Origin of the sequence: Mesorhizobium sp. WSM3862 (assembly GCF_002294985.1) — a bacterium.
Classification (GTDB): domain Bacteria; phylum Pseudomonadota; class Alphaproteobacteria; order Rhizobiales; family Rhizobiaceae; genus Mesorhizobium.
The window spans coordinates 36,773-54,139 of the sequence record NZ_NSGE01000003.1 but is presented as its reverse complement, the minus strand read 5'-3'; the positions used below and the strand labels follow the sequence as shown (position 1 = coordinate 54,139).

Genomic DNA, 17,367 nt, shown 5'->3' with positions numbered 1-17,367 from the left:
ACCCACCGTCTCGCACAGGGGAGCGGGGAAAGGCGTGCCGCTACGCCACCTTCAGTCTCCCGCTGATGAAGCGGAACTCCTGGCTCTTGCCGCCAAAGCCGTAGGCCGCCGCCGGAACCTCATGCACCAGCGCGTAGCTTTCCTCATGGACGCCGCCGAGCAGGCGGCCGAAGGCGTCGAAAATCGCCTTGAGATAGGCTTCGAGCTCGAGCTTGGTGTTGGTGCCGTCCACCACCTTGATGTCGAGCCAGAAGGTGCTCGTGCCATGCTCGGCCAGCGACTTGCCGCCGGCGAACCAGTGCTGCGGATCGACGTAGCTGACCGCAACCGCGGTGATGGTCGGGTCCTTGCGCAGATGCGTGGCCGTAATTTCGGTGATCTCCTTCGCGATCGCGGCGGAACGCTTTGCGTCGGGCTCGCCGGTGACGCTGACATTGATGATCGGCATTTTTCTCTCCTTCGCTTCTGACGGCTTCGCGCCGCCGATGAAGGGACCATGCCACTAGCCATGCATCAAAAAAATCGAATTGTCTTTGATAATTACTTCGATATCACCGAAGTATGGAAACTCTCGATCCCGACCTGCTCAAAACTTTCCTCGCCTTCGTCGATGGCGGCTCCCTGGCCAGGGCGGCGTCCGCTGTCGGCCGCTCCCCATCCGCCGTCACGGCGCAGATGCAGCGGCTGGAGGAGATCGTCGGCGAGCCGCTGCTCGCGCCCCAGGGCCGGGGCCGCGGCCTGACGCCTGCCGGCGAGGACCTTGTCGGCCATGCCAGGCGCATCCTTGCCGTCCACACTGAGGCCTGGTTGGCGCTGAAAGGCGCGCGCGTCGGCGGTCGCATCGCCATCGGAACCACGCAGGACTTTGCCGATCATGGCCTGCCGGAGCTGTTGCGCGCCTTCGCCGCCAGCCATCCGCGCGTTAGGATCGAGCTGCGCGTCGGCCGCTCCCTGGAACTCGGGTCAGCCTTGCAGGCTGGCCAGCTCGACCTTGCGATCACCATGCGCCATGCGCCATCCCCGGATGAAGCGTTCCTGATCAGCGAGCCGATGCTGTGGCTCTGCTCGGACAAAGGGCTGGCGACGCGGCAAGACGTGGTGCCGCTGGCGCTGCTCGATCCCTATTGCGGCTTCAGGGAGGCTGCGCTCAATGCACTCGACGCCGCCGGCCGCCGCTACCGCATCGCTGCCGGCAGCTCCAGCCTTGCCGGCCTGCGCAGCGCGGTCAATGCCGGCATCGCGCTGACGCCGCGCACCCGGCGTCTTGCCCATTCCGGTATCGTGGAAGCGTCCCCTGATCTCGACCTGCCGCCGCTGCCAATGGCCGGCTTCGCCATCCGGCTCGGCCGCGAGGCGGCTCGTCCGGCGCGGGATCTCGCGGAGCTTCTGGGCAACGGCCTGGCGCTGCCGCCCTGAACGGCCAGGAACGCCCAAAGAAAAAGCCGACCTTTTTGCGGGTCGGCTTCTAGTCGGACGGGTCGAGGGGTTTGGGGGGACTTGGGGGGTGACCCGTCGATCTAACAATGCCTGAGTCGGGTGATGGTTCCGTGACCGCGAAAAAAATTTATGAACGCGTCGATTTGGCTCTCGACCAGTCGCGTGCGGCGTGCGCGAAAACCGCGCAAAGCACGATCGCGCCGCCGACGATGCTGGCCAGCGGTGGGAATTCGCCGAGGAACAGCAAGGCGAACAGGATGGCGAACGGCACTTCGCCCGAGCCGAGCAGGCCGGATTCGGCGGCGGGGATAAGCCGCGAACCTTCGGTCCACAGGATCGAGGCCAGCGCGAAGGAGCAGCCGAAGGTGGCAAGCAGCACCATATCGCGGGTCGAAACGGCAACCGGGTCGGTGACGAACCAGCCGAGGACGAAGAGCAGGAAGGCCGACACCGCGCCGGCCCAGACGACGGGCGAGTCGCGAAAGGCGCGCACCATGATCATGTAGAGCGCGCTGCCGGTGGTCATCAAAAGCGCCAGCCCGTCGCCGAACAGGTGGCCGCTGCCAAAGCCGCCGCCCACCATGACGGCGACGCCGCATAGCGACACGGCCGCCGCCAGCATCGTCTGCAGCCGGAATTTTTCCCGCACCAGCAGCAAGGCAAGCAGTGCGGCTATGAAGGGTGAGGTGGCGTAGATCACCGCGACATTGGCGACATAGGTGTATTTGAACGCCGCGATGAAGGCGATGCTGGCGGCAGCCCCCTCGACCGCAAGCAGCCAGCCGCGCCAGCCGAGCCTGAGGCTCTCGCGCCCGCCCGAGCGGCGGCGGCGCCACAGCACGTAAAGAGCAATCAGGATCGAGCCGAAGAAGCCGCGCCAGCAGGTGATGGTCAGCGGATCGGCATGGATCGACTTGGTCAGCACGCCGGTGAGCGCGAAGGCGACGGCCGAGGCCGAGACCAGCACGACGCCCAGCATGCGCTCGGCTGTGGCGTCGGCGGTGCCCTTGGCAAGCTTTTCAGGCATGTCGACCGTATCCGTCATGGCACCAGACTATGCCGCTCGTGCTGACAGCCTTCTGTCATGAGTCCTCGACCCGTTTGCGGAAACGCTCGTTGCCGACGATCAGCAGGCCGGCGCCGATGATCAAAGCCGCGCCCATGAAAACTTCGGTTCTCGGCACGTCGCCCCAGATGGCGAAGCCCAGCGCGAACGCCCAGACCAGCGAGGTGTATTCGAATGGCGCCACGATCGACACCGGCGCCCGTTTCATGCCCTCGAACAGCATGTATTGCGCGACGCCGCCGAGCGCGCCGACGCTCATGAGAAGCATGAGTTGCGGCGCGTCGGGCATGCGCCACCAGATCAGCGCCGGCACCGCCGAAAAAAGCAGGAAGTAGAAATTGTTGAGCACCAGCTGGATCGTCGTGCGCTCCTGCATCGCGGTCTTGCGCAAGAGCACCACGGCGATGCCCCACAAAAGCGCTGCCGCCAGCACAAGCAGGACCGGCACGGAGAAGCCGAGACGCGCCGGGTCGCAGGCGATGAAGACGCCAACGAATCCGACGAACACCGCCGCCCAGCGCAAGAGCGGCACGGTCTCGCCCAGCATCACCACTGAAAGCACGGTGACGATGATCGGCGCGGCGTAGTAGATGGTGGTGAGCTCGGCGAGCTGCAGCGAGCGTGCGGCGTTGTAGTAGCAGAGCCAGGCCGCGAGCGTGAACGCGCTGCGCACCAGCATCGGCCGCACGATGGGCGAGCTTACCGTGTCGGCGAACAGCGTCCGTCCGCCGATCGCGCCGCAGGCGGCAAGGACGGTGACCGAGCGGAAGAACATGATCTGCCACACCGTCATGCCGGCCACCAACAGCTTGATCGAGGCATCCTGCGCCGAAAACAAGAAATAGGCGGCCGCGGTGAACAGGATGCCGGCCAGCACCCTTTCGCGGCTTTCGAGGACGACGACATCGGCCATGCGGTATCGATTTGCCAGCGTGGAGGCGGCTCCGCCCCATCGGATCCACTTCTGCCAGCTATACGGGCGAAAGCTTCTACCGCGCTGTTCCAGCGCGGCGCTTGCGTTGGGGCAGAGCCCTCGTGGCCGATCGAGAAGCGCTTACTGCGTCGCCTGGTAGAGCTCGGAGGCTGCCTCCTTCAGCGCGCGCCTTCCGTCGGGCCTGAGGTACATCATGTGGCCGCCCTCGACGACATCGAGACGGATCGGTTTGGCGTCGGCGAGCGAGGGAAGCTGGTTCACCAGATAGCGCGAGGCCAGGTAGGGCGTGACGAGGTCGGTATAGCCGTTGACGATGACGACACCGAGCGAGGGATTGAGCGAACGCGCCCGCTGCAGGTCGTTCATCGCCCCGGCATAGCCTTGCCCCGAGGTGCCGTACTCCCAATTGCGACTGATCTCGCCGTTGAGCAGCCGGTAGCTGACATCCGTGCGATAATTCAGCTCGTTACGGGCGTAAGCGACAAAGGCCGAGGTCAGCACCGGCACACTGCGGTCAAGCACCGGGTCCGGGCCTTCTATGCGGGCGCTTCCCGGCGAGATATCGGCGGTGCTGATCGTGGCATCGTACGGGCTGAGCACCTTGCCCTTGGCGCGCTGGAACTCGCGGGTGAACAGGCCGGTAGGGACACGGGCGAAATTGCGCTCGACGAGTTCGAGCGGCAGGCCGGTGATTTCCGCCACGCGCCCGCTGGCGAGCTTGCCGCCTTGCTCCAGCCCGCTGGCGAGCGCCGTCAGATAGTCGCCAAGCGCATAGTGCTCGACCTCGGCCAGCCTGTCGCGCAGCGCCTCGCCGCTGACGCCGTCGGCGCGAAGCCGCACTGCCGCCAGCGAAGGCAGTTCGAGCGCCCAGTGCAACTGGTCGAATTGGTCCGGCCGCACCAGCATGAACTCCAGCGCCGGCGAGATCAGCACGATGCCGGAGGGGCTCAAGCCGACATCCTCCTGCAGCGTCCTGGCGAGCAGCGCGGCGCGAAAGCCGCCATAGCTTTCGCCGGCGAGGAAGAGCGGTGAAGCGGTGCGGCCGTTCTGCGCCAGATAGAGCCGTATGAAAGCGCCGACCGAGCTGGCGTCCTGGTCGACGCCCCAGAACCCTTTCGTGTCCTGGCCCGGCGCTTCGCGGCTGTAGCCGGTGCCGACCGGATCGACGAAGACGAGATCGGTCATGTCGAGCCAGCTGTCCGGATTGTCGACGAGCCTTTGTGGCGGCGGCAGGAATTGGCCGTCGGCAGCGGTCGCAACGATGCGCGGGCCGATCGCGCCGAGATGCAGGTAGGCGGAAGCCGCGCCCGGCCCGCCGTTGAAGACGAAGGTGATCGGCCGCTCTTTGGCCAGGGCGGGCGACTGCTGCGTGTAGGCGACGTAGAAGATCTCGGCCGTGACCTCGCCCTTGCCGGAAAGCAGCGACAGCGTGCCGGCCTTGGCCTGGTAGTCGAGCTTGCGCCCGCCAAGGGTGATCGAATGCTCGGTGACCTGCGGCGGCGGCAGAAGCGACAGCACGCCGCCGGCCGGCGCCGGCCGTTCAGGTGTCTCGGCGCCGGCTGGCTGCGCAAAGGCTGTGAGCGCCAGGAGGATGAAGGGCAGGAGCTTCAACTTGGACCGCATGCGACCTCCGCGGGAACGACCCCCGCAAAGGTATGGCCGGGGCGGCCGAAGTCAAAGGGCATAGGCTTGGCGCTGCGTTGGAACTGCGATCTCCCCCGTCGCGGGGGAGATTGGCTCACAAGGGGGGAGATCAGCTGGCGCTACTGTGCCGATGGCACTTCCGCATCCCCTTCGTCGGTGAAGGGCGAGGCGCTCGGCACGCACTGCACGGCCCAACCCTGCGGCGTCGGCTGCTTCTGATATTCGGCAATCGCGTTGGTGCACTGTTCGCGGGTGTCGAAGGTGCTGGGCAGCACCGCCATGCCGCCCTGCGGGCCGGCGATAACAAGATACCAGACCAACGCTACGCTGGGGGTGGCAGCCATGGGGATTCCTCTTTGCTGGATGTCGGAGTCGGGTCGATGCTAGCAACTCCCAGCAAAAGGCGAAAGCGGGGCGGCGGCATACGCTGCCCCGCCCTGGTCACAGACCCGTGAACGACCGCTGGCCGGACGCTTATTCGACAGCGAAGCAGTAGAACAGGCCGTCGCCGCCCGTGCCTCTCAGCGCCTCCTGGCTGCAGCCGCCGCGCGAAGCATGTGAGGAATTCCACGACTTCGCCGCGGCCGATTCGTCGAGGCCGGCGCGGTCGTGATGGCCCGTCATGGCCGCCCCTTCCGCGCCGCTCATCGTCCAGTCGCCGCAGGTCTGGTCGGCGATCTTGGTGCCATCGGGCTTGGAGCCGGTCAGCACGTCGTGGCGGTTGGGCTTGTCGCCGCGGCCGTTGACGACTTCGCCCTTCTCGGTAAGCGCCGTCTGCTTGCTGATGGAGTTGGCGTCGCTGTGCAGCGAGGCGACGTCGTCGGCGATCTTCTCGCCCTTGGCATTGAACCAGGGACCCTTGCCGATGCGGTCGCGCGCATCCTCGGCGCTGGAGGAGAGATAGGCGTGCCAGGTCTTGCCGGTGACGCCGGCCGCTTCTGCCAGCGAGGCGCAATGCGCGTCCGCACCCTTGAGGCCGCCGAGATCGGCGCCCTTGCCGGAGCCGACGCTGGTGACGAAGAAGCTCATCTTGGCGTCTTGCGACAGGGCCGCGCCTGCCGTGGCGGCGAGTGCGGCGGTAATGGCGGTGGCGGCAACGAGAAGAAGTCTGCGCATGTCGGTCCTCCGGTTTCGAATGTTCTACATTCGAAGAACGTAGCCGGAGGCCTGTTTCATCCGCCTTGAGGCAGGTTTATTCCGGTTGCCGATAGGCGACGAAACGGTTGTGCCTGGCCTGGAAGATCAGCCCGGTTTCCTTCAAGTCCGGGCTTGCCAGCGGCACGATGCGTTTGGCGATCTCGGACGGATGCGGCAGCGTCTCGGGATCCTCGCCCGGCATGGCCTGAGCGCGCATTGCGGTGCGGGTGGCGCCCGGATCGGCGGCGTTGACCCGAAGCGGCAGGCTCTCGGTCTCATGCGCCCAGGAGCGCATCATCGTCTCCACCGCGGCCTTGGAAGCCGCGTAGGGCGCCCAGAAGGCGCGCGCCGAGTGCGCCGCGTTGGAGGACATGATGATCGCGCGTCCGGCGTCGGAGAGCCGAAGCAACGGATCGACCGAACGGATCAGGCGCCAGGTCGCGGTGACGTTGACGGTCATTACCTTATCGAAGGTTTTTGCTTCGACATGGCCGATCGGCGAGATCACCCCGAGTATACCGGCATTGGCGACCAGGATGTCGAGCTTTCCCCAGCGCTCGTGGATGGCGCCGCCGAGCCGGTCGATGCCCGCCATGTCGGCGAGGTCGAGCGGCACCAGCGTCGCCTGTCCGCGGCCGTCGGCCTTGATCGCATCGTCAAGCTCTTCCAGCCCGCCGACGGTGCGGGCGACCGCGACGACATGCGCGCCGGCGGCAGCCAGTTCCCTGGCGATGAAGTAACCGATGCCGCGCGAGGCGCCGGTGACGACCGCGACGCGGCCGGAAAGGTCGAGGGTCATGTGAGGGATTCCGTGGGGTGGACCGGCTTATGATCCGCCGCTCGCCAGCAGCGACAGCGTGCGCACGTTGTCGTGGCCTTCGAAGTCGAGCAGGCGGGTAGGGTACTGGCCGGTGAAGCAGGCGTCGCAGAATTGCGGCTGGTCGTTGTCGCGGCGCGCCTCGCCGACGGCGCGGTAGAGCCCGTCGATCGACAAAAACCCGAGCGAATCGACGCGGATGAACTCGGCCATCTCCTCGACCGACATGCGCGATGCCAGAAGCTTCGATTTCTCCGGCGTGTCGACGCCGTAGAAGCACGATGCGCTGGTCGGCGGCGATGCGATGCGCATATGCACTTCCTTCGCGCCGGCGTCGCGCACCATCTGCACGATCTTTTGGCTGGTGGTGCCGCGCACGATGGAATCGTCGACCAGCACCACGCGCTTGCCCTCGATCATGCGGCGGTTGGCATTGTGCTTGAGCTTCACGCCCATGTGGCGGATGGAATCGCCCGGCTGGATGAAGGTGCGGCCGACATAGTGGTTGCGGATAATGCCAAGCTCGAAGGGAATGCCCGCGGCCTGGCTGAAGCCGATCGCGGCCGGCGTGCCGGAATCCGGCACCGGCACGACGATGTCGGCCTCGACCGGGTTTTCCTGCGCCAACTCGGCGCCGATGCGCTTGCGGACCTCATACACGTTGCGGCCCTCGACCGAGGAATCCGGCCGCGCGAAATAGACATATTCGAAGATGCAGAAGCGGGTCTTCTGCGGCTCGAACGGGAACAGGCTTTCGATGCCCTTGGCGGTGATGACCACCATCTCGCCCGGCTTGATGTCGCGCACGAAACGAGCGCCGATGATGTCGAGGGCGCAGGTTTCCGAAGCGAGTATCCAGGCGCCGTCGAGGTCGCCGAGCACCAGCGGACGGATGCCGAGCGGATCGCGGCAGCCGATCATCTTCTTGGCCGTCATCGCGACCAGCGAGAAGGCACCCTCGACCTGACGAACGGCGTCGATGAAACGCGAGTTCAAATCGCGCTCCTTGCTGGTCGCGACCAGATGCAGCAGCGTCTCGGTGTCGGAAGTGGAGGAGAAGATCGAGCCCTGCTTCTGCAATGCGCGCTGGACGGTGAGCGCATTGGTGAGGTTGCCGTTATGGGCGACCGCAAGGCCGCCTTCGGCCAACTCGGCGAAGAAGGGCTGGATATTGCGCAGGCCCGCGCCGCCGGTGGTGGCGTAGCGGGTGTGGCCGATGGCGCGGTTGCCCTGCAGGCGATCGATGACGTTCTGTTTGGTGAAGGTGTCGCCGATCAGCCCGACATGACGCTCGACGTGGAACTGGGTGCCGTCATAGGAAACGATGCCGGCGGCTTCCTGGCCGCGATGCTGGAGCGCGTGAAGCCCCAGTGTGACGATGGCTGCCGCGTCCTGCCGGCCGAAAATGCCGAACACGCCGCATTCGTCATGGAAATGGTCATCGGCCTCGGCGGAAAGGACTTTGCCTGCATCTGCCGTTGAGTCTGCCATCTGGGGCTCAAGCTCCGCTAAAACCGCCATATAGGGCGATCGCTCATCGAACGCAACGCACGCGATGCCGCATTCATAAAGCCCGAGGCCAGTGCCGGAACTGGCCTGGATTTCAGTTTGCCGGCGCCGGAGCGGCGGGAGCCGGGGCGGGGGCTGGCTCATTGTCGGCCGGCGCTGCGCCTTCGCTGTCGTCGGGCGCCGTCGCGCTGTCGTCGCCGGTCGCCGGCGGTTCGGCCGCGGGCTGGTCGGTGGTCGCCGGCGCGCCGGCCTGGGGCGTGCCCTTACGCGTGTATTTGTTGACCAGCTCTTCCGTGTTCTCGGGCAGCACGCTTTCGAGCTTGGCGCCGATCGTCTCGAGCAGCGGCCGCGACTTGGCGTTGGCAACCCAGGCGGGCGCCTTGGCGCCGGCCAGCCAGTTGAAGAACAACAGCGCCGCCGCGACGACCAGGATGCCGCGCGCCGCGCCGTAGAGGAAACCGAGCGTGCGATCGAGCGCACCGATGCGCGAATCGATGATCCAGTCGGCGATCTTCATGGTGATCACCGAGACGACGATCAGCGCGATGACAAAGACGATGCCGGCCGCCGCGGCCATGGCGATCTTGTCGTTGTCGACATATGGCTGAACGTAGGGCAGGACCGGCTTGTAGAAGAAGAAGGCCGCCGCCGCCGCCGCTGCCCACGACACCACCGACAATACCTCGCGGGAAAAGCCGCGCACCATGGCAAGCATCGCCGAGACCAGGGTGAAGCCGACGAGAATTCCGTCAAGCAGCGTAATCGGCATGTCTTTCGCCCCACATCATGAGCTGCATCACTCCCGCTCGTCGGCGCGACTGCGCCGTGAGCCGGCTATGCGCGCCACCAGGTCGGCAAGCTCGGTGGGTTGGAAAGCGCCGGCCGCGATTCCCCCGGCCCCATTACCGCCAACGACTTCCTCGCTGCCGAGCGGCAGCACCGCGCTTCCGAAACCCAGCTTTTCGGCCTCTTTAAGGCGCTGCTGCGCATGCGCAACCGGCCTCACCGCGCCCGAAAGGCTGATTTCGCCGAAATAGACGCAATCGGCGGGAAGGGCAAGACCGGTGAGCGAGGAAACCAATGCTGCGGCGACCGCGAGGTCGGCCGCCGGCTCCGAGATGCGGTAGCCGCCGGCGACGTTGAGATAGACGTCGTGCTGGCCGAAACGGACGCCGCAATGCGCTTCCAGCACCGCCAGCACCATAGAGAGCCGCGCGCCGTCCCAGCCGACGACGGCGCGGCGCGGCGTGCCGAGCGAAGAGGGCGCCACCAGCGCCTGGATCTCGACCAGCACCGGCCTTGTGCCTTCCATGCCGGCGAAGACGGCGGCGCCGGGCGACTTCGCATGCCGCTCGCCGAGGAACAGCTCGGATGGATTGGCGACCTCGCGCAGGCCCTTGTCCGACATCTCGAAGACGCCGATCTCGTCGGTCGGCCCAAAGCGGTTCTTCACCGTGCGCAGGATGCGGAAGTGGTGGTTGCCTTCGCCCTCGAAATAGAGCACGCCGTCGACCATGTGCTCGACGACGCGCGGGCCGGCGATCTGGCCTTCCTTGGTGACATGGCCGACGAGCACGATCGCGGCGCCGGTGGATTTCGCATAGCGGATCATCGCCTGGGCGGCCGCGCGCACCTGGGTGACCGTGCCGGGCGCCGAATCGGCAAGATCGGTCCACAGCGTCTGGATGGAATCGAGGATCACCAGATCGGGCCGCTTGCCGTCGGCGATTGTTGCGAGGATGTCCTCGACATTGGTCTCGGCGGCGAGTTCGACCGGCGTCGAGGCGACACCGAGGCGCTGAGCACGCAGCCTGATCTGCGCGACCGCTTCCTCACCTGAAACATAGACGATGCGGTGGCCTTTCGAGGCCAAGGCGGCTGCGGCCTGCGTCAGCAGCGTCGACTTGCCGATGCCGGGATCGCCGCCGACCAGAAGGGCGGAGCCGCGCACGAAGCCGCCGCCGGTGGCGCGGTCGAGTTCGCCGATGCCGGAAACGATGCGCGGCGCGTCCTCGATGTCGCCGGCCAGGCTGGTGAGCACCACGGCGCGGCCCTTGCGCGCATTGCGGGTGTTGGCCGGCCCCGAGCCGATGCCGCCCGCGGTGCCTTCCTCGACCAGCGTGTTCCACTCGCCGCAGGCGTCGCATTTGCCGGCCCAGCGCTGATGCACCGAGCCGCAATTCTGACAGATGAACTGAACGCGCGATTTGGCCATTAGCGTTGGGCCGATCGCAAATTTTCGAAGGCCGGCGTTCCCGTCCACCCCCCTCTGGCCTGCCGGTCATCTCCCCCGCAGGGGGGGAGATCAGCAGCTTGGCCGCCGGCGCTCTTCTTGCAACGGCGGCGATTGGCGAAGGTCGTGGCAACAGCCAATCTCCCCCCTTGCGGGGGAGATGTCCGGCAGGACAGAGGGGGGTGTGACGGAGCGCTGACGTGGGCCAAAAGCTACTCAAACCTCTCCGGCAAATGATGCTCCTCGGCCAGGTCCGAGAACCGCGTGAACTCGCCATGGAAGGCGAGGCTGACGGTGCCGGTCGGTCCGTGACGCTGCTTGGCCACGATGCACTCGGCCTTGCCGCGCGCCTCGTTCATCTCGTTTTCCCACTTGATGTATTCGTCGGTGCCGAGCTTCGGCTCGCGGTTCTTGAGGTAGTATTCCTCGCGGTAGACGAACAGCACCACGTCGGCGTCCTGCTCGATCGAGCCGGATTCGCGCAGGTCCGAGAGCTGCGGGCGCTTGTCGTCGCGGCTTTCGACCTGACGCGACAGCTGCGACAGCGCGATGATCGGCACGCCGAGCTCCTTGGCTAGAGCCTTCAGGCCCGTGGTGATTTCGGTGATTTCCTGCACGCGGTTCTGCGAGGCGCGCGCGCTCGAGCCCTGCATCAGCTGGATATAGTCGATGACGATGAGGTCGAGGCCGCGCTGGCGTTTCAGCCGCCGCGCCCGCGCGGAGAGCTGCGCGATCGAGATGCCGCCGGTCTGGTCGATGAACAGCGGGATCTTCTGCATCGTCTGCGAGCAGGCGACCAGCTTCTCGAAATCCATCTCGGAGATCTCGCCGCGGCGGATCTTCGATGACGAGATTTCGGTCTGCTCGGAGATGATGCGGGTGGCGAGCTGTTCCGACGACATTTCGAGCGAGAAGAAGCCGACCACGCCGCCATTGGCCGCCTTGAAGGTGCCGTCGGCCTGCTGCGCCGGTTGATAGGCCTCGGCGATATTGAAGGCGATGTTGGTGGCCAGAGAGGTCTTGCCCATGCCGGGGCGCCCGGCAAGCACGATCAGGTCGGAAGGCTGCAGGCCGCCCATGCGGCGGTCGAGATCGCGCAGGCCTGTGGCGATGCCTGACAGATGGCCGTCGCGCATATAGGCGGCGTTGGCCATGTCGACGGCGGTTTTGACCGCGTCGTTGAAGCTCTCGAAGCCGCCGTCGTAGCGGCCGGTCTCCGCGAGCTCGAACAGGCGCCGCTCGGCGTCCTCGATCTGCTCCGAGGGCGACATGTCGACCGGCGCGTCATAGGCGATGTTGACCATGTCTTCGCCGACGGTGATCAGCGCCCGGCGCGTGGCGAGGTCGTAGATGGCGCGTCCGTAATCGGCGGCGTTGACGACGGTGACCGCCTCGACGGCGAGCCGCACGACATACTGCGCCACCGTCATGTCGCCGACCTTCTCTTCCGCCGGCAGGAAGGTCTTCAGCGTGATCGGCGTCGCGATCTTGCCCATGCGGATGAGCTCGGCCGCGACCTCGAAAATCTTGCGGTGCAACGGCTCGTAGAAATGTGCGGGCTTGAGGAAATCCGAGACGCGGTAGAAAGCGTCGTTGTTGACCAGAATTGCGCCAAGCAGCGCCTGCTCGGCCTCGATGTTGTTCGGTGCCTCGCGGTAGAGCGGTTGCTCCGCCACGCCGAGCTTGCGCGCTGCTTCAGCCATGATGTCCCCGATTTCGATCCCGCTTCCTCGATATCAGAACTGGAAAAATCGGTGCTGACTTATCTGCAACAGTAAGGTTCCAACCGGCTTTCGATGCTCGCGATTCACAACCGAAATTTTTCCGTGGAAAGAATCGTCATTGACTCGAATCGAAGTGCGCAACCCTAGCGGGCCTCGAACGAGAACAAAACAGGAAAATGCGATGCTGGCTATGTCAGTCGTGGCAAGCTCGTCTGCGCGGTGTCGCCTCGCCCCTGGATCACAAGCGGCTCAGCCAAGCGTGTCGCCCCAGTCCGCCCGCCTGGCCGCCTTGAACAATTCGCCGTCGCGCTTGCTGGAGAGGCGCTCGCCGGCATGGCCGTTGGGCTGGCAGAGCTTGAGCACGACTTTGCCCGAACCGCCCTTTGGTGGCGCGATCACCCGTGACGCGCGCGCCGGCGCCGGCAGTCGCGAGGCGGCGAGGTAGATGAACTTCTCGTCCTCCCACGGCACGTCGGCGTCCTTGGCGAGCCGATGTAGCCGCGAACGCGCGACGCGGCGCGAGAAATGGCACCAGTCTGGCGGAGCGAGCGGGCAGGGCGCCTCGTGCGGGCAGGGCGCCGAGACGTGCGCGCCGGCTTCGATGAGCTGCCGGCGCGCGGCAAGGATACGCTGCCAGCCGGCCGGCGTGCCGGGCTCGACGATCAGCAGCGTGTCGGCCGTCAATCGCCAGAGCCGGTCGACGAGTTTTGGCAGCGAGGCCGGCGCGATCTCGTCGAGCACATAGGCGACGCTGATCAAGTCCGCCGGGTCGAGACCGTCGAGATCGATGGTGGCGTCGCCGGCTACCCAGCTCGCGCGGGCAGCGATCGCGCCGGCGGCCAGCGACTGGCCGACCTTGCGCACCGCCGCGCTTGCCTCGACCAGAACCGCCCGTTCGAGCTCCGGCCAGGTATCGGCCGTGGCCCAAAGCATGGTGCCAGGACCGGCGCCGATATCGAGCAGGCTTTTCGGCTGGAAATCCGGACGGGCGTCCGCCAGCGCGTCCAGGCAGGCGCGAACGGCGGCATAGGTGGCGGGCAGCCTGGTCGCCAGGTAAGCCTTCACCGCCATGTCTTCGCCCATATGCAGGCGGCCGTCACGCAACTCGGCGCGATAGCGTTCCGAAAGCGTTCTCGCGGCCTGTTTCAGCGCCGGCAGCGGTACTTTTTCGAGCAGGCTGTCGACGCCTTGCCGGAGCGCGGTGGGCAGTTCCAATTCAGGCTCCTCTTGGCGCGAGCAGGATCACCGAGACGCCGACGATCGAGAGCGCGGCGCCGGCGAGGTCGAAACGGTCGGGGCGCACGCCTTCGGCTAGCCAAAGCCAGCCGAGCGAAGCGGCAATGTAGATGCCGCCATAGGCGGCGTAAGCGCGACCGGCGGCGCTCGTGTCGACCAGCGCCAAAAGGAAGCCGAACAATGCCAGCGACGCCAGACCTGGCACCAGCCAGAGCGGCGACTTCCCCAGCCGCCACCAGGCCCAGAAGCAAAAGCAGCCGGCGATCTCGGCAAGTGCCGCCGCGATGTAGATTAGGTAGTTCATGAAAAAGGCCTCGCGAACGAGACCTTTTTCGTGGCGTCAGGCCGCAATGGCAAGCGGCAATCGCCGCCGTTCTATTCCACCTTCTTGCGGCGGGTCGGCTTGACGGCGGGCGTCGCCGGCTCCTGATGGCCGAGGTCGCGCAATTCCAGCGCCTTCTCGCATTTGGCCATATAGTCGCGCGTCATCGGCAGCGTGTCGTTCTTCTTGGCGATCTGGAACTGGAAGATCACCAGGTCCTGCCAGCGGAAGGCGGCTTCCGAGGCCGCGAGGTAGAACTCCCACATGCGGCAGAAGCGCTCGTCATAGATAGCCTTAGCCTTGTCGCGGTTGGCGGCAAAGCGCTGGCCCCAATGCTTCAGCGTGTCGGCGTAGTGAAGCCTGAGAATCTCGATGTCCGTGACGATAAGGCCGGATTTCTCAATCGCGGGCAGCACTTCCGACATCGACGGGACGTAGCCGCCTGGGAAGATGTATTTGCGGATGAAGGCGCTGGTCGCCCACGGCACACCGGACCGGCCGATGGTGTGGAGCAGCATCACGCCGTCGGGCTTGAGCAGCGTCGCCGCCTTGTCGAAGAAAGTCCGGTAGTGGTTGACGCCGACATGCTCGAACATGCCGACCGAGACGATGCGGTCGAAGCGTTCGTTGAGCGCGCGATAATCCTTGAGGTCGAAATGCGCGCGGTCCTGCAGGCCCAGTGCATGTGCGCGGTCGGTGGAGACGCCCTGCTGCTCGGTGGATAGCGTCACGCCCTGCACGTCGACGTCGAAGGCCTTGGCGAGATAAAGCCCGAGGCCGCCCCAGCCGGAGCCGATATCGAGCACCGTCTGGCCGGCTTTAAGTCTCAGCTTGGCGGCGATGTGGCGCTTCTTGGCGACCTGCGCTTCGTCCAGCGTCATGTCGGGCTGTTCGAAATAGGCGCAGGAATACTGCATGTCCTCGTCGAGGAAGAGCTTGTAGAGTTCGCCGGAGAGGTCGTAGTGGCGCTGCACGTTGCGGCGAGATCTCGACGCCGTGTTGATCTGCTGCAGGCGGCGGAAGGCATGGCGCAGACCTTCGATGGCCTTCGACCAGGTCACGTCGATGCCGCCGCTGCCCATGTTCTGGAAAGCGATCCGCATCACCCCGAGGACGCCGCCCTCGGGGATGTCCAGTTCGCCATCCATATAGGCTTCGGGCACGGCCAGCATCGGATCGAAGGTGATCGCGCGCTCGGCATGCATGGTCTTGATGTGGATGTGTACCGGTTCGCCGCTGCCGTCGCCGAACTTATGCGTCGTGCCTTTCGGCCCGGTCACTTTGAGGTCGCCGGTCCGCACCAGCCGTTCGAGAACGTGTTTCAACAGGATGTTCATGACCAAATGTCCCCTCAGACGGACCATCCGGCAGTCGGACCGAATGCCAAATCGAAAGTGCCACAGCGCATCGCCCGCGTCCAATCGACGCGCTACGCCGTAATCTGCAACAAGATATAGGGATTAGAAAAGTTCCTATTGGCACAAAAAAGCCCGGGTCGAAGACCCGGGCGTTGGTCCAGCCGGCGCTGGACGAGGAGCCGCAGCACGGCTCCTGCCTTGTCGATCAGGCGTTGTCCTCGCCGCCTTCGAATTCGGCGTTCGGATCGAAGAAGTTTTCCGGCCGGGCGTTGTCGTTGATGTCTTCGCCATAGATGGCTTCGGCCGTCGTCAGCGTCTCGCCCTTGGCCTGGCGCTCCGCCTCATCGGCCGAACGGGCGACGTTGAGCGTCACCGTGACCTCGACTTCAGGATGCAGCGCGATCGCCACGTTGGAGAGGCCGATGGTCTTGATCGGCTGGTTGAGCTCGATCTGGTTGCGGCTGACGGAGAAGCCCTCGGCGGTCAGCAGTTCGGCGATGTCGCGGGTCGACACCGAGCCGTAGAGCTGGCCGGTCTCGCCTGCCGAGCGCACGACGATGAAGCTCTTGCCGTCGAGCTTCTCGGCGATCTGCGCAGCCTCCGACTTGCGCTCGAGGTTGCGGGCTTCGAGCTGGGCGCGCTGGCCCTCGAACTTCTTCTTGTTGGCTTCGTTGGCGCGCAGCGCCTTGCCCTGCGGCAGCAGGAAGTTGCGGGCGAACCCATCCTTGACCTTGACGGTTTCGCCCATCTGGCCGAGGCGGGAAATGCGCTCGAGGAGAATGACTTCCATGGTTTCGTTCCTTTGGTTGGCGCCATCGCGGATGACGGCGGATTCTTTGGGAACAGGTCAGGAAGCAAATGGCGTCTTCGCCGGTGTCGCTGTCCTGCCTGTTTTGGCAGTTAGAGGTTTATGGCCTCAACTCGGGATTTGAGCCTGCCCGTTGCGGCGCCCGTCGCCGTGGGCCGAAGCGGGCGGCAAGCCGCCCGCATCAATAGCTTAGCGAACCACGTAGGGCAGCAGGCCGAGGAAGCGGGCGCGCTTGATCGCCTTGGCGAGCTCGCGCTGCTTCTTCTGGCTGACGGCGGTGATGCGCGACGGCACGATCTTGCCGCGCTCGGAAATGTAGCGCTGCAGCAGACGCACGTCCTTGTAGTCGATCTTCGGAGCGTTGGCGCCGGAGAACGGGCAGGTCTTGCGGCGGCGATGGAACGGACGCCGGGTCGGGATCTGGTTGATGTCGACCATTATTCTGCACCCCCTTCAACGTTTTCGCGCGGACGGCGCGGACCACGGTCGCCGCCATCACGGTCGCCGAACGAGCGCGGGCCACGGTCGCCGCGGTCGCGGTCGCCGAACGAGCGCGGGCCACGGTCGCCACGGTCGCGGTCGCCGAAGCCGCCGCGCTCGGAGCGCTCTTCGCGCTTCTGCATCATCGCCGAGGGGCCTTCCTCATGCGCCTCGACCTTGATGGTGAGGAAGCGCAGCACGTCTTCCGACAGGCCCATCTGGCGCTCCATTTCGTTGAGCGCGGCTGGCGGGCAGTTGATGTCCATCAGCGTGTAGTAAGCCTTCCGGTTCTTCTTGACCCGGTAGGTGAGGGACTTCAGTCCCCAGTTCTCGATCCGGCCGACCGATCCGCCATTGGCGGCGATGACGCCCTTGTACTGTTCGACAAGCGCATCAACCTGCTGCTGCGACAGGTCCTGCCGGGCAAGAAACACATGTTCGTAAAGAGCCATTATGTTTTTCTGCCTTTCTTCGTTTCTCTCACCGGCCCTCGCGGCTAAGCCTCTGCAACTTGTCTGACCCGGTCGCAAAGGCGCGCGGGGAAGAAAGGAGCATCACGAGACGGTCGAGAGCGGAGACACGGGAGGCCCAAAGCGCTTCTGGCTTCATGACGTGGCCCTCTAAGGCCACGGCCCTCCGTTCAGCCCCCAGCAAGGACCGGC

General features: G+C 65.6%; 18 protein-coding genes. 1 reads left to right on the top strand and 17 read right to left on the bottom strand.

Translation table 11 applies throughout. From position 1 onward, the window contains the following. Positions 1 to 40 precede the first annotated feature (40 nt). A complete protein-coding gene (locus CK224_RS08735) occupies positions 41 to 448 on the bottom strand; it encodes a 4-oxalocrotonate tautomerase family protein (protein WP_066997323.1) in 408 nt (135 codons plus the stop codon). Positions 449 to 561: 113 nt separating this feature from the next. On the opposite strand from CK224_RS08735, the gene CK224_RS08730 reads away from it, so the two are divergent. Continuing rightward, positions 562 to 1,416, top strand: a complete 855-nt coding sequence (locus tag CK224_RS08730) for a LysR substrate-binding domain-containing protein (protein WP_095779190.1) — start codon at positions 562 to 564, stop codon at positions 1,414 to 1,416. A gap of 148 nt (positions 1,417 to 1,564) precedes the next feature. On the opposite strand, the gene CK224_RS08725 is transcribed toward CK224_RS08730, so the two are convergent. The 16 genes from CK224_RS08725 to rpsF all read right to left on the bottom strand — a co-directional run bounded on the left by CK224_RS08725 (position 1,565) and on the right by rpsF (position 17,157). Beyond that, entirely contained in the window at positions 1,565 to 2,464 is a 900-nt protein-coding gene (locus tag CK224_RS08725) for a DMT family transporter (RefSeq protein WP_082980662.1), read from the bottom strand. Between the two features lie 55 nt (positions 2,465 to 2,519). Then, on the bottom strand, positions 2,520 to 3,416 hold the full coding sequence (locus tag CK224_RS08720; RefSeq protein WP_067001357.1) for a DMT family transporter: 897 nt from the start codon (positions 3,414 to 3,416) through the stop codon (positions 2,520 to 2,522). A 141-nt stretch (positions 3,417 to 3,557) separates the two neighbouring features. After that, entirely contained in the window at positions 3,558 to 5,060 is a 1,503-nt protein-coding gene (locus CK224_RS08715; RefSeq protein WP_067001360.1) for a peptidase S10, read from the bottom strand. A 140-nt stretch (positions 5,061 to 5,200) separates the two neighbouring features. Then, the gene (locus CK224_RS08710; protein WP_067001363.1) at positions 5,201 to 5,425 is read right to left on the bottom strand and encodes a hypothetical protein; all 225 of its coding nucleotides are present in this window, start codon (positions 5,423 to 5,425) and stop codon (positions 5,201 to 5,203) included. A 130-nt stretch (positions 5,426 to 5,555) separates the two neighbouring features. Then, a complete protein-coding gene (locus CK224_RS08705) occupies positions 5,556 to 6,197 on the bottom strand; it encodes a hypothetical protein (RefSeq protein WP_067001366.1) in 642 nt (213 codons plus the stop codon). A gap of 76 nt (positions 6,198 to 6,273) precedes the next feature. Beyond that, entirely contained in the window at positions 6,274 to 7,017 is a 744-nt protein-coding gene (locus CK224_RS08700; protein WP_067001369.1) for an SDR family NAD(P)-dependent oxidoreductase, read from the bottom strand. A gap of 27 nt (positions 7,018 to 7,044) precedes the next feature. Beyond that, entirely contained in the window at positions 7,045 to 8,526 is a 1,482-nt protein-coding gene (purF, locus tag CK224_RS08695; protein WP_067001372.1) for an amidophosphoribosyltransferase, read from the bottom strand. A gap of 112 nt (positions 8,527 to 8,638) precedes the next feature. After that, positions 8,639 to 9,313: a CvpA family protein gene (locus tag CK224_RS08690; RefSeq protein ID WP_095781496.1), complete on the bottom strand. Its 675-nt coding sequence runs from the start codon at positions 9,311 to 9,313 to the stop codon at positions 8,639 to 8,641. 27 nt (positions 9,314 to 9,340) lie between these two features. Continuing rightward, positions 9,341 to 10,759 carry a DNA repair protein RadA gene (gene radA / locus CK224_RS08685; protein WP_095781495.1) on the bottom strand — a complete coding sequence of 473 codons (1,419 nt, stop codon included), beginning with the start codon at positions 10,757 to 10,759 and terminating at the stop codon, positions 9,341 to 9,343. 230 nt (positions 10,760 to 10,989) lie between these two features. Further along, positions 10,990 to 12,480 carry a replicative DNA helicase gene (locus CK224_RS08675; RefSeq protein WP_067330253.1) on the bottom strand — a complete coding sequence of 497 codons (1,491 nt, stop codon included), beginning with the start codon at positions 12,478 to 12,480 and terminating at the stop codon, positions 10,990 to 10,992. Between the two features lie 270 nt (positions 12,481 to 12,750). Beyond that, positions 12,751 to 13,716 (bottom strand): small ribosomal subunit Rsm22 family protein, encoded by a 966-nt coding sequence (locus tag CK224_RS08670; RefSeq protein ID WP_095781494.1) that lies wholly within the window; start codon positions 13,714 to 13,716, stop codon positions 12,751 to 12,753. A gap of 1 nt (position 13,717) precedes the next feature. Beyond that, on the bottom strand, positions 13,718 to 14,041 hold the full coding sequence (locus CK224_RS08665) for a YnfA family protein (protein ID WP_095781493.1): 324 nt from the start codon (positions 14,039 to 14,041) through the stop codon (positions 13,718 to 13,720). A gap of 71 nt (positions 14,042 to 14,112) precedes the next feature. Then, a complete protein-coding gene (locus CK224_RS08660; protein WP_066995637.1) occupies positions 14,113 to 15,396 on the bottom strand; it encodes a cyclopropane-fatty-acyl-phospholipid synthase family protein in 1,284 nt (427 codons plus the stop codon). Positions 15,397 to 15,622: 226 nt separating this feature from the next. Beyond that, a complete protein-coding gene (rplI, locus tag CK224_RS08655) occupies positions 15,623 to 16,207 on the bottom strand; it encodes a 50S ribosomal protein L9 (RefSeq protein ID WP_095779181.1) in 585 nt (194 codons plus the stop codon). A gap of 207 nt (positions 16,208 to 16,414) precedes the next feature. Continuing rightward, complete coding sequence (gene rpsR, locus CK224_RS08650) at positions 16,415 to 16,663, bottom strand: 30S ribosomal protein S18 (RefSeq protein WP_006203718.1); 249 nt, start codon at positions 16,661 to 16,663, stop codon at positions 16,415 to 16,417. Continuing rightward, positions 16,663 to 17,157 (bottom strand): 30S ribosomal protein S6, encoded by a 495-nt coding sequence (gene rpsF / locus CK224_RS08645; RefSeq protein ID WP_066995640.1) that lies wholly within the window; start codon positions 17,155 to 17,157, stop codon positions 16,663 to 16,665. Before rpsF ends, rpsR begins: the two co-directional genes overlap by 1 nt. Positions 17,158 to 17,367 lie beyond the last annotated feature (210 nt).

Bases quoted from the DNA above. Each gene is read 5' to 3' on its own strand.
- CK224_RS08660 (WP_066995637.1), bottom strand. From the start codon at position 15,396: ATGAACATCCTGTTGAAACACGTTCTCGAACGGCTGGTGCGGACCGGC.
- CK224_RS08725 (WP_082980662.1), bottom strand. From the start codon at position 2,464: ATGCCTGAAAAGCTTGCCAAGGGCACCGCCGACGCCACAGCCGAGCGC.
- CK224_RS08675 (WP_067330253.1), bottom strand. From the start codon at position 12,480: ATGGCTGAAGCAGCGCGCAAGCTCGGCGTGGCGGAGCAACCGCTCTAC.
- rpsR (WP_006203718.1), bottom strand. From the start codon at position 16,663: ATGGTCGACATCAACCAGATCCCGACCCGGCGTCCGTTCCATCGCCGC.
- CK224_RS08730 (WP_095779190.1), top strand. From the start codon at position 562: ATGGAAACTCTCGATCCCGACCTGCTCAAAACTTTCCTCGCCTTCGTC.
- CK224_RS08705 (WP_067001366.1), bottom strand. From the start codon at position 6,197: ATGCGCAGACTTCTTCTCGTTGCCGCCACCGCCATTACCGCCGCACTC.
- CK224_RS08720 (WP_067001357.1), bottom strand. From the start codon at position 3,416: ATGGCCGATGTCGTCGTCCTCGAAAGCCGCGAAAGGGTGCTGGCCGGC.
- rpsF (WP_066995640.1), bottom strand. From the start codon at position 17,157: ATGGCTCTTTACGAACATGTGTTTCTTGCCCGGCAGGACCTGTCGCAG.
- purF (WP_067001372.1), bottom strand. From the start codon at position 8,526: ATGGCAGACTCAACGGCAGATGCAGGCAAAGTCCTTTCCGCCGAGGCC.
- CK224_RS08700 (WP_067001369.1), bottom strand. From the start codon at position 7,017: ATGACCCTCGACCTTTCCGGCCGCGTCGCGGTCGTCACCGGCGCCTCG.
- rplI (WP_095779181.1), bottom strand. From the start codon at position 16,207: ATGGAAGTCATTCTCCTCGAGCGCATTTCCCGCCTCGGCCAGATGGGC.
- CK224_RS08690 (WP_095781496.1), bottom strand. From the start codon at position 9,313: ATGCCGATTACGCTGCTTGACGGAATTCTCGTCGGCTTCACCCTGGTC.
- radA (WP_095781495.1), bottom strand. From the start codon at position 10,759: ATGGCCAAATCGCGCGTTCAGTTCATCTGTCAGAATTGCGGCTCGGTG.
- CK224_RS08710 (WP_067001363.1), bottom strand. From the start codon at position 5,425: ATGGCTGCCACCCCCAGCGTAGCGTTGGTCTGGTATCTTGTTATCGCC.
- CK224_RS08665 (WP_095781493.1), bottom strand. From the start codon at position 14,041: ATGAACTACCTAATCTACATCGCGGCGGCACTTGCCGAGATCGCCGGC.
- CK224_RS08715 (WP_067001360.1), bottom strand. From the start codon at position 5,060: ATGCGGTCCAAGTTGAAGCTCCTGCCCTTCATCCTCCTGGCGCTCACA.
- CK224_RS08735 (WP_066997323.1), bottom strand. From the start codon at position 448: ATGCCGATCATCAATGTCAGCGTCACCGGCGAGCCCGACGCAAAGCGT.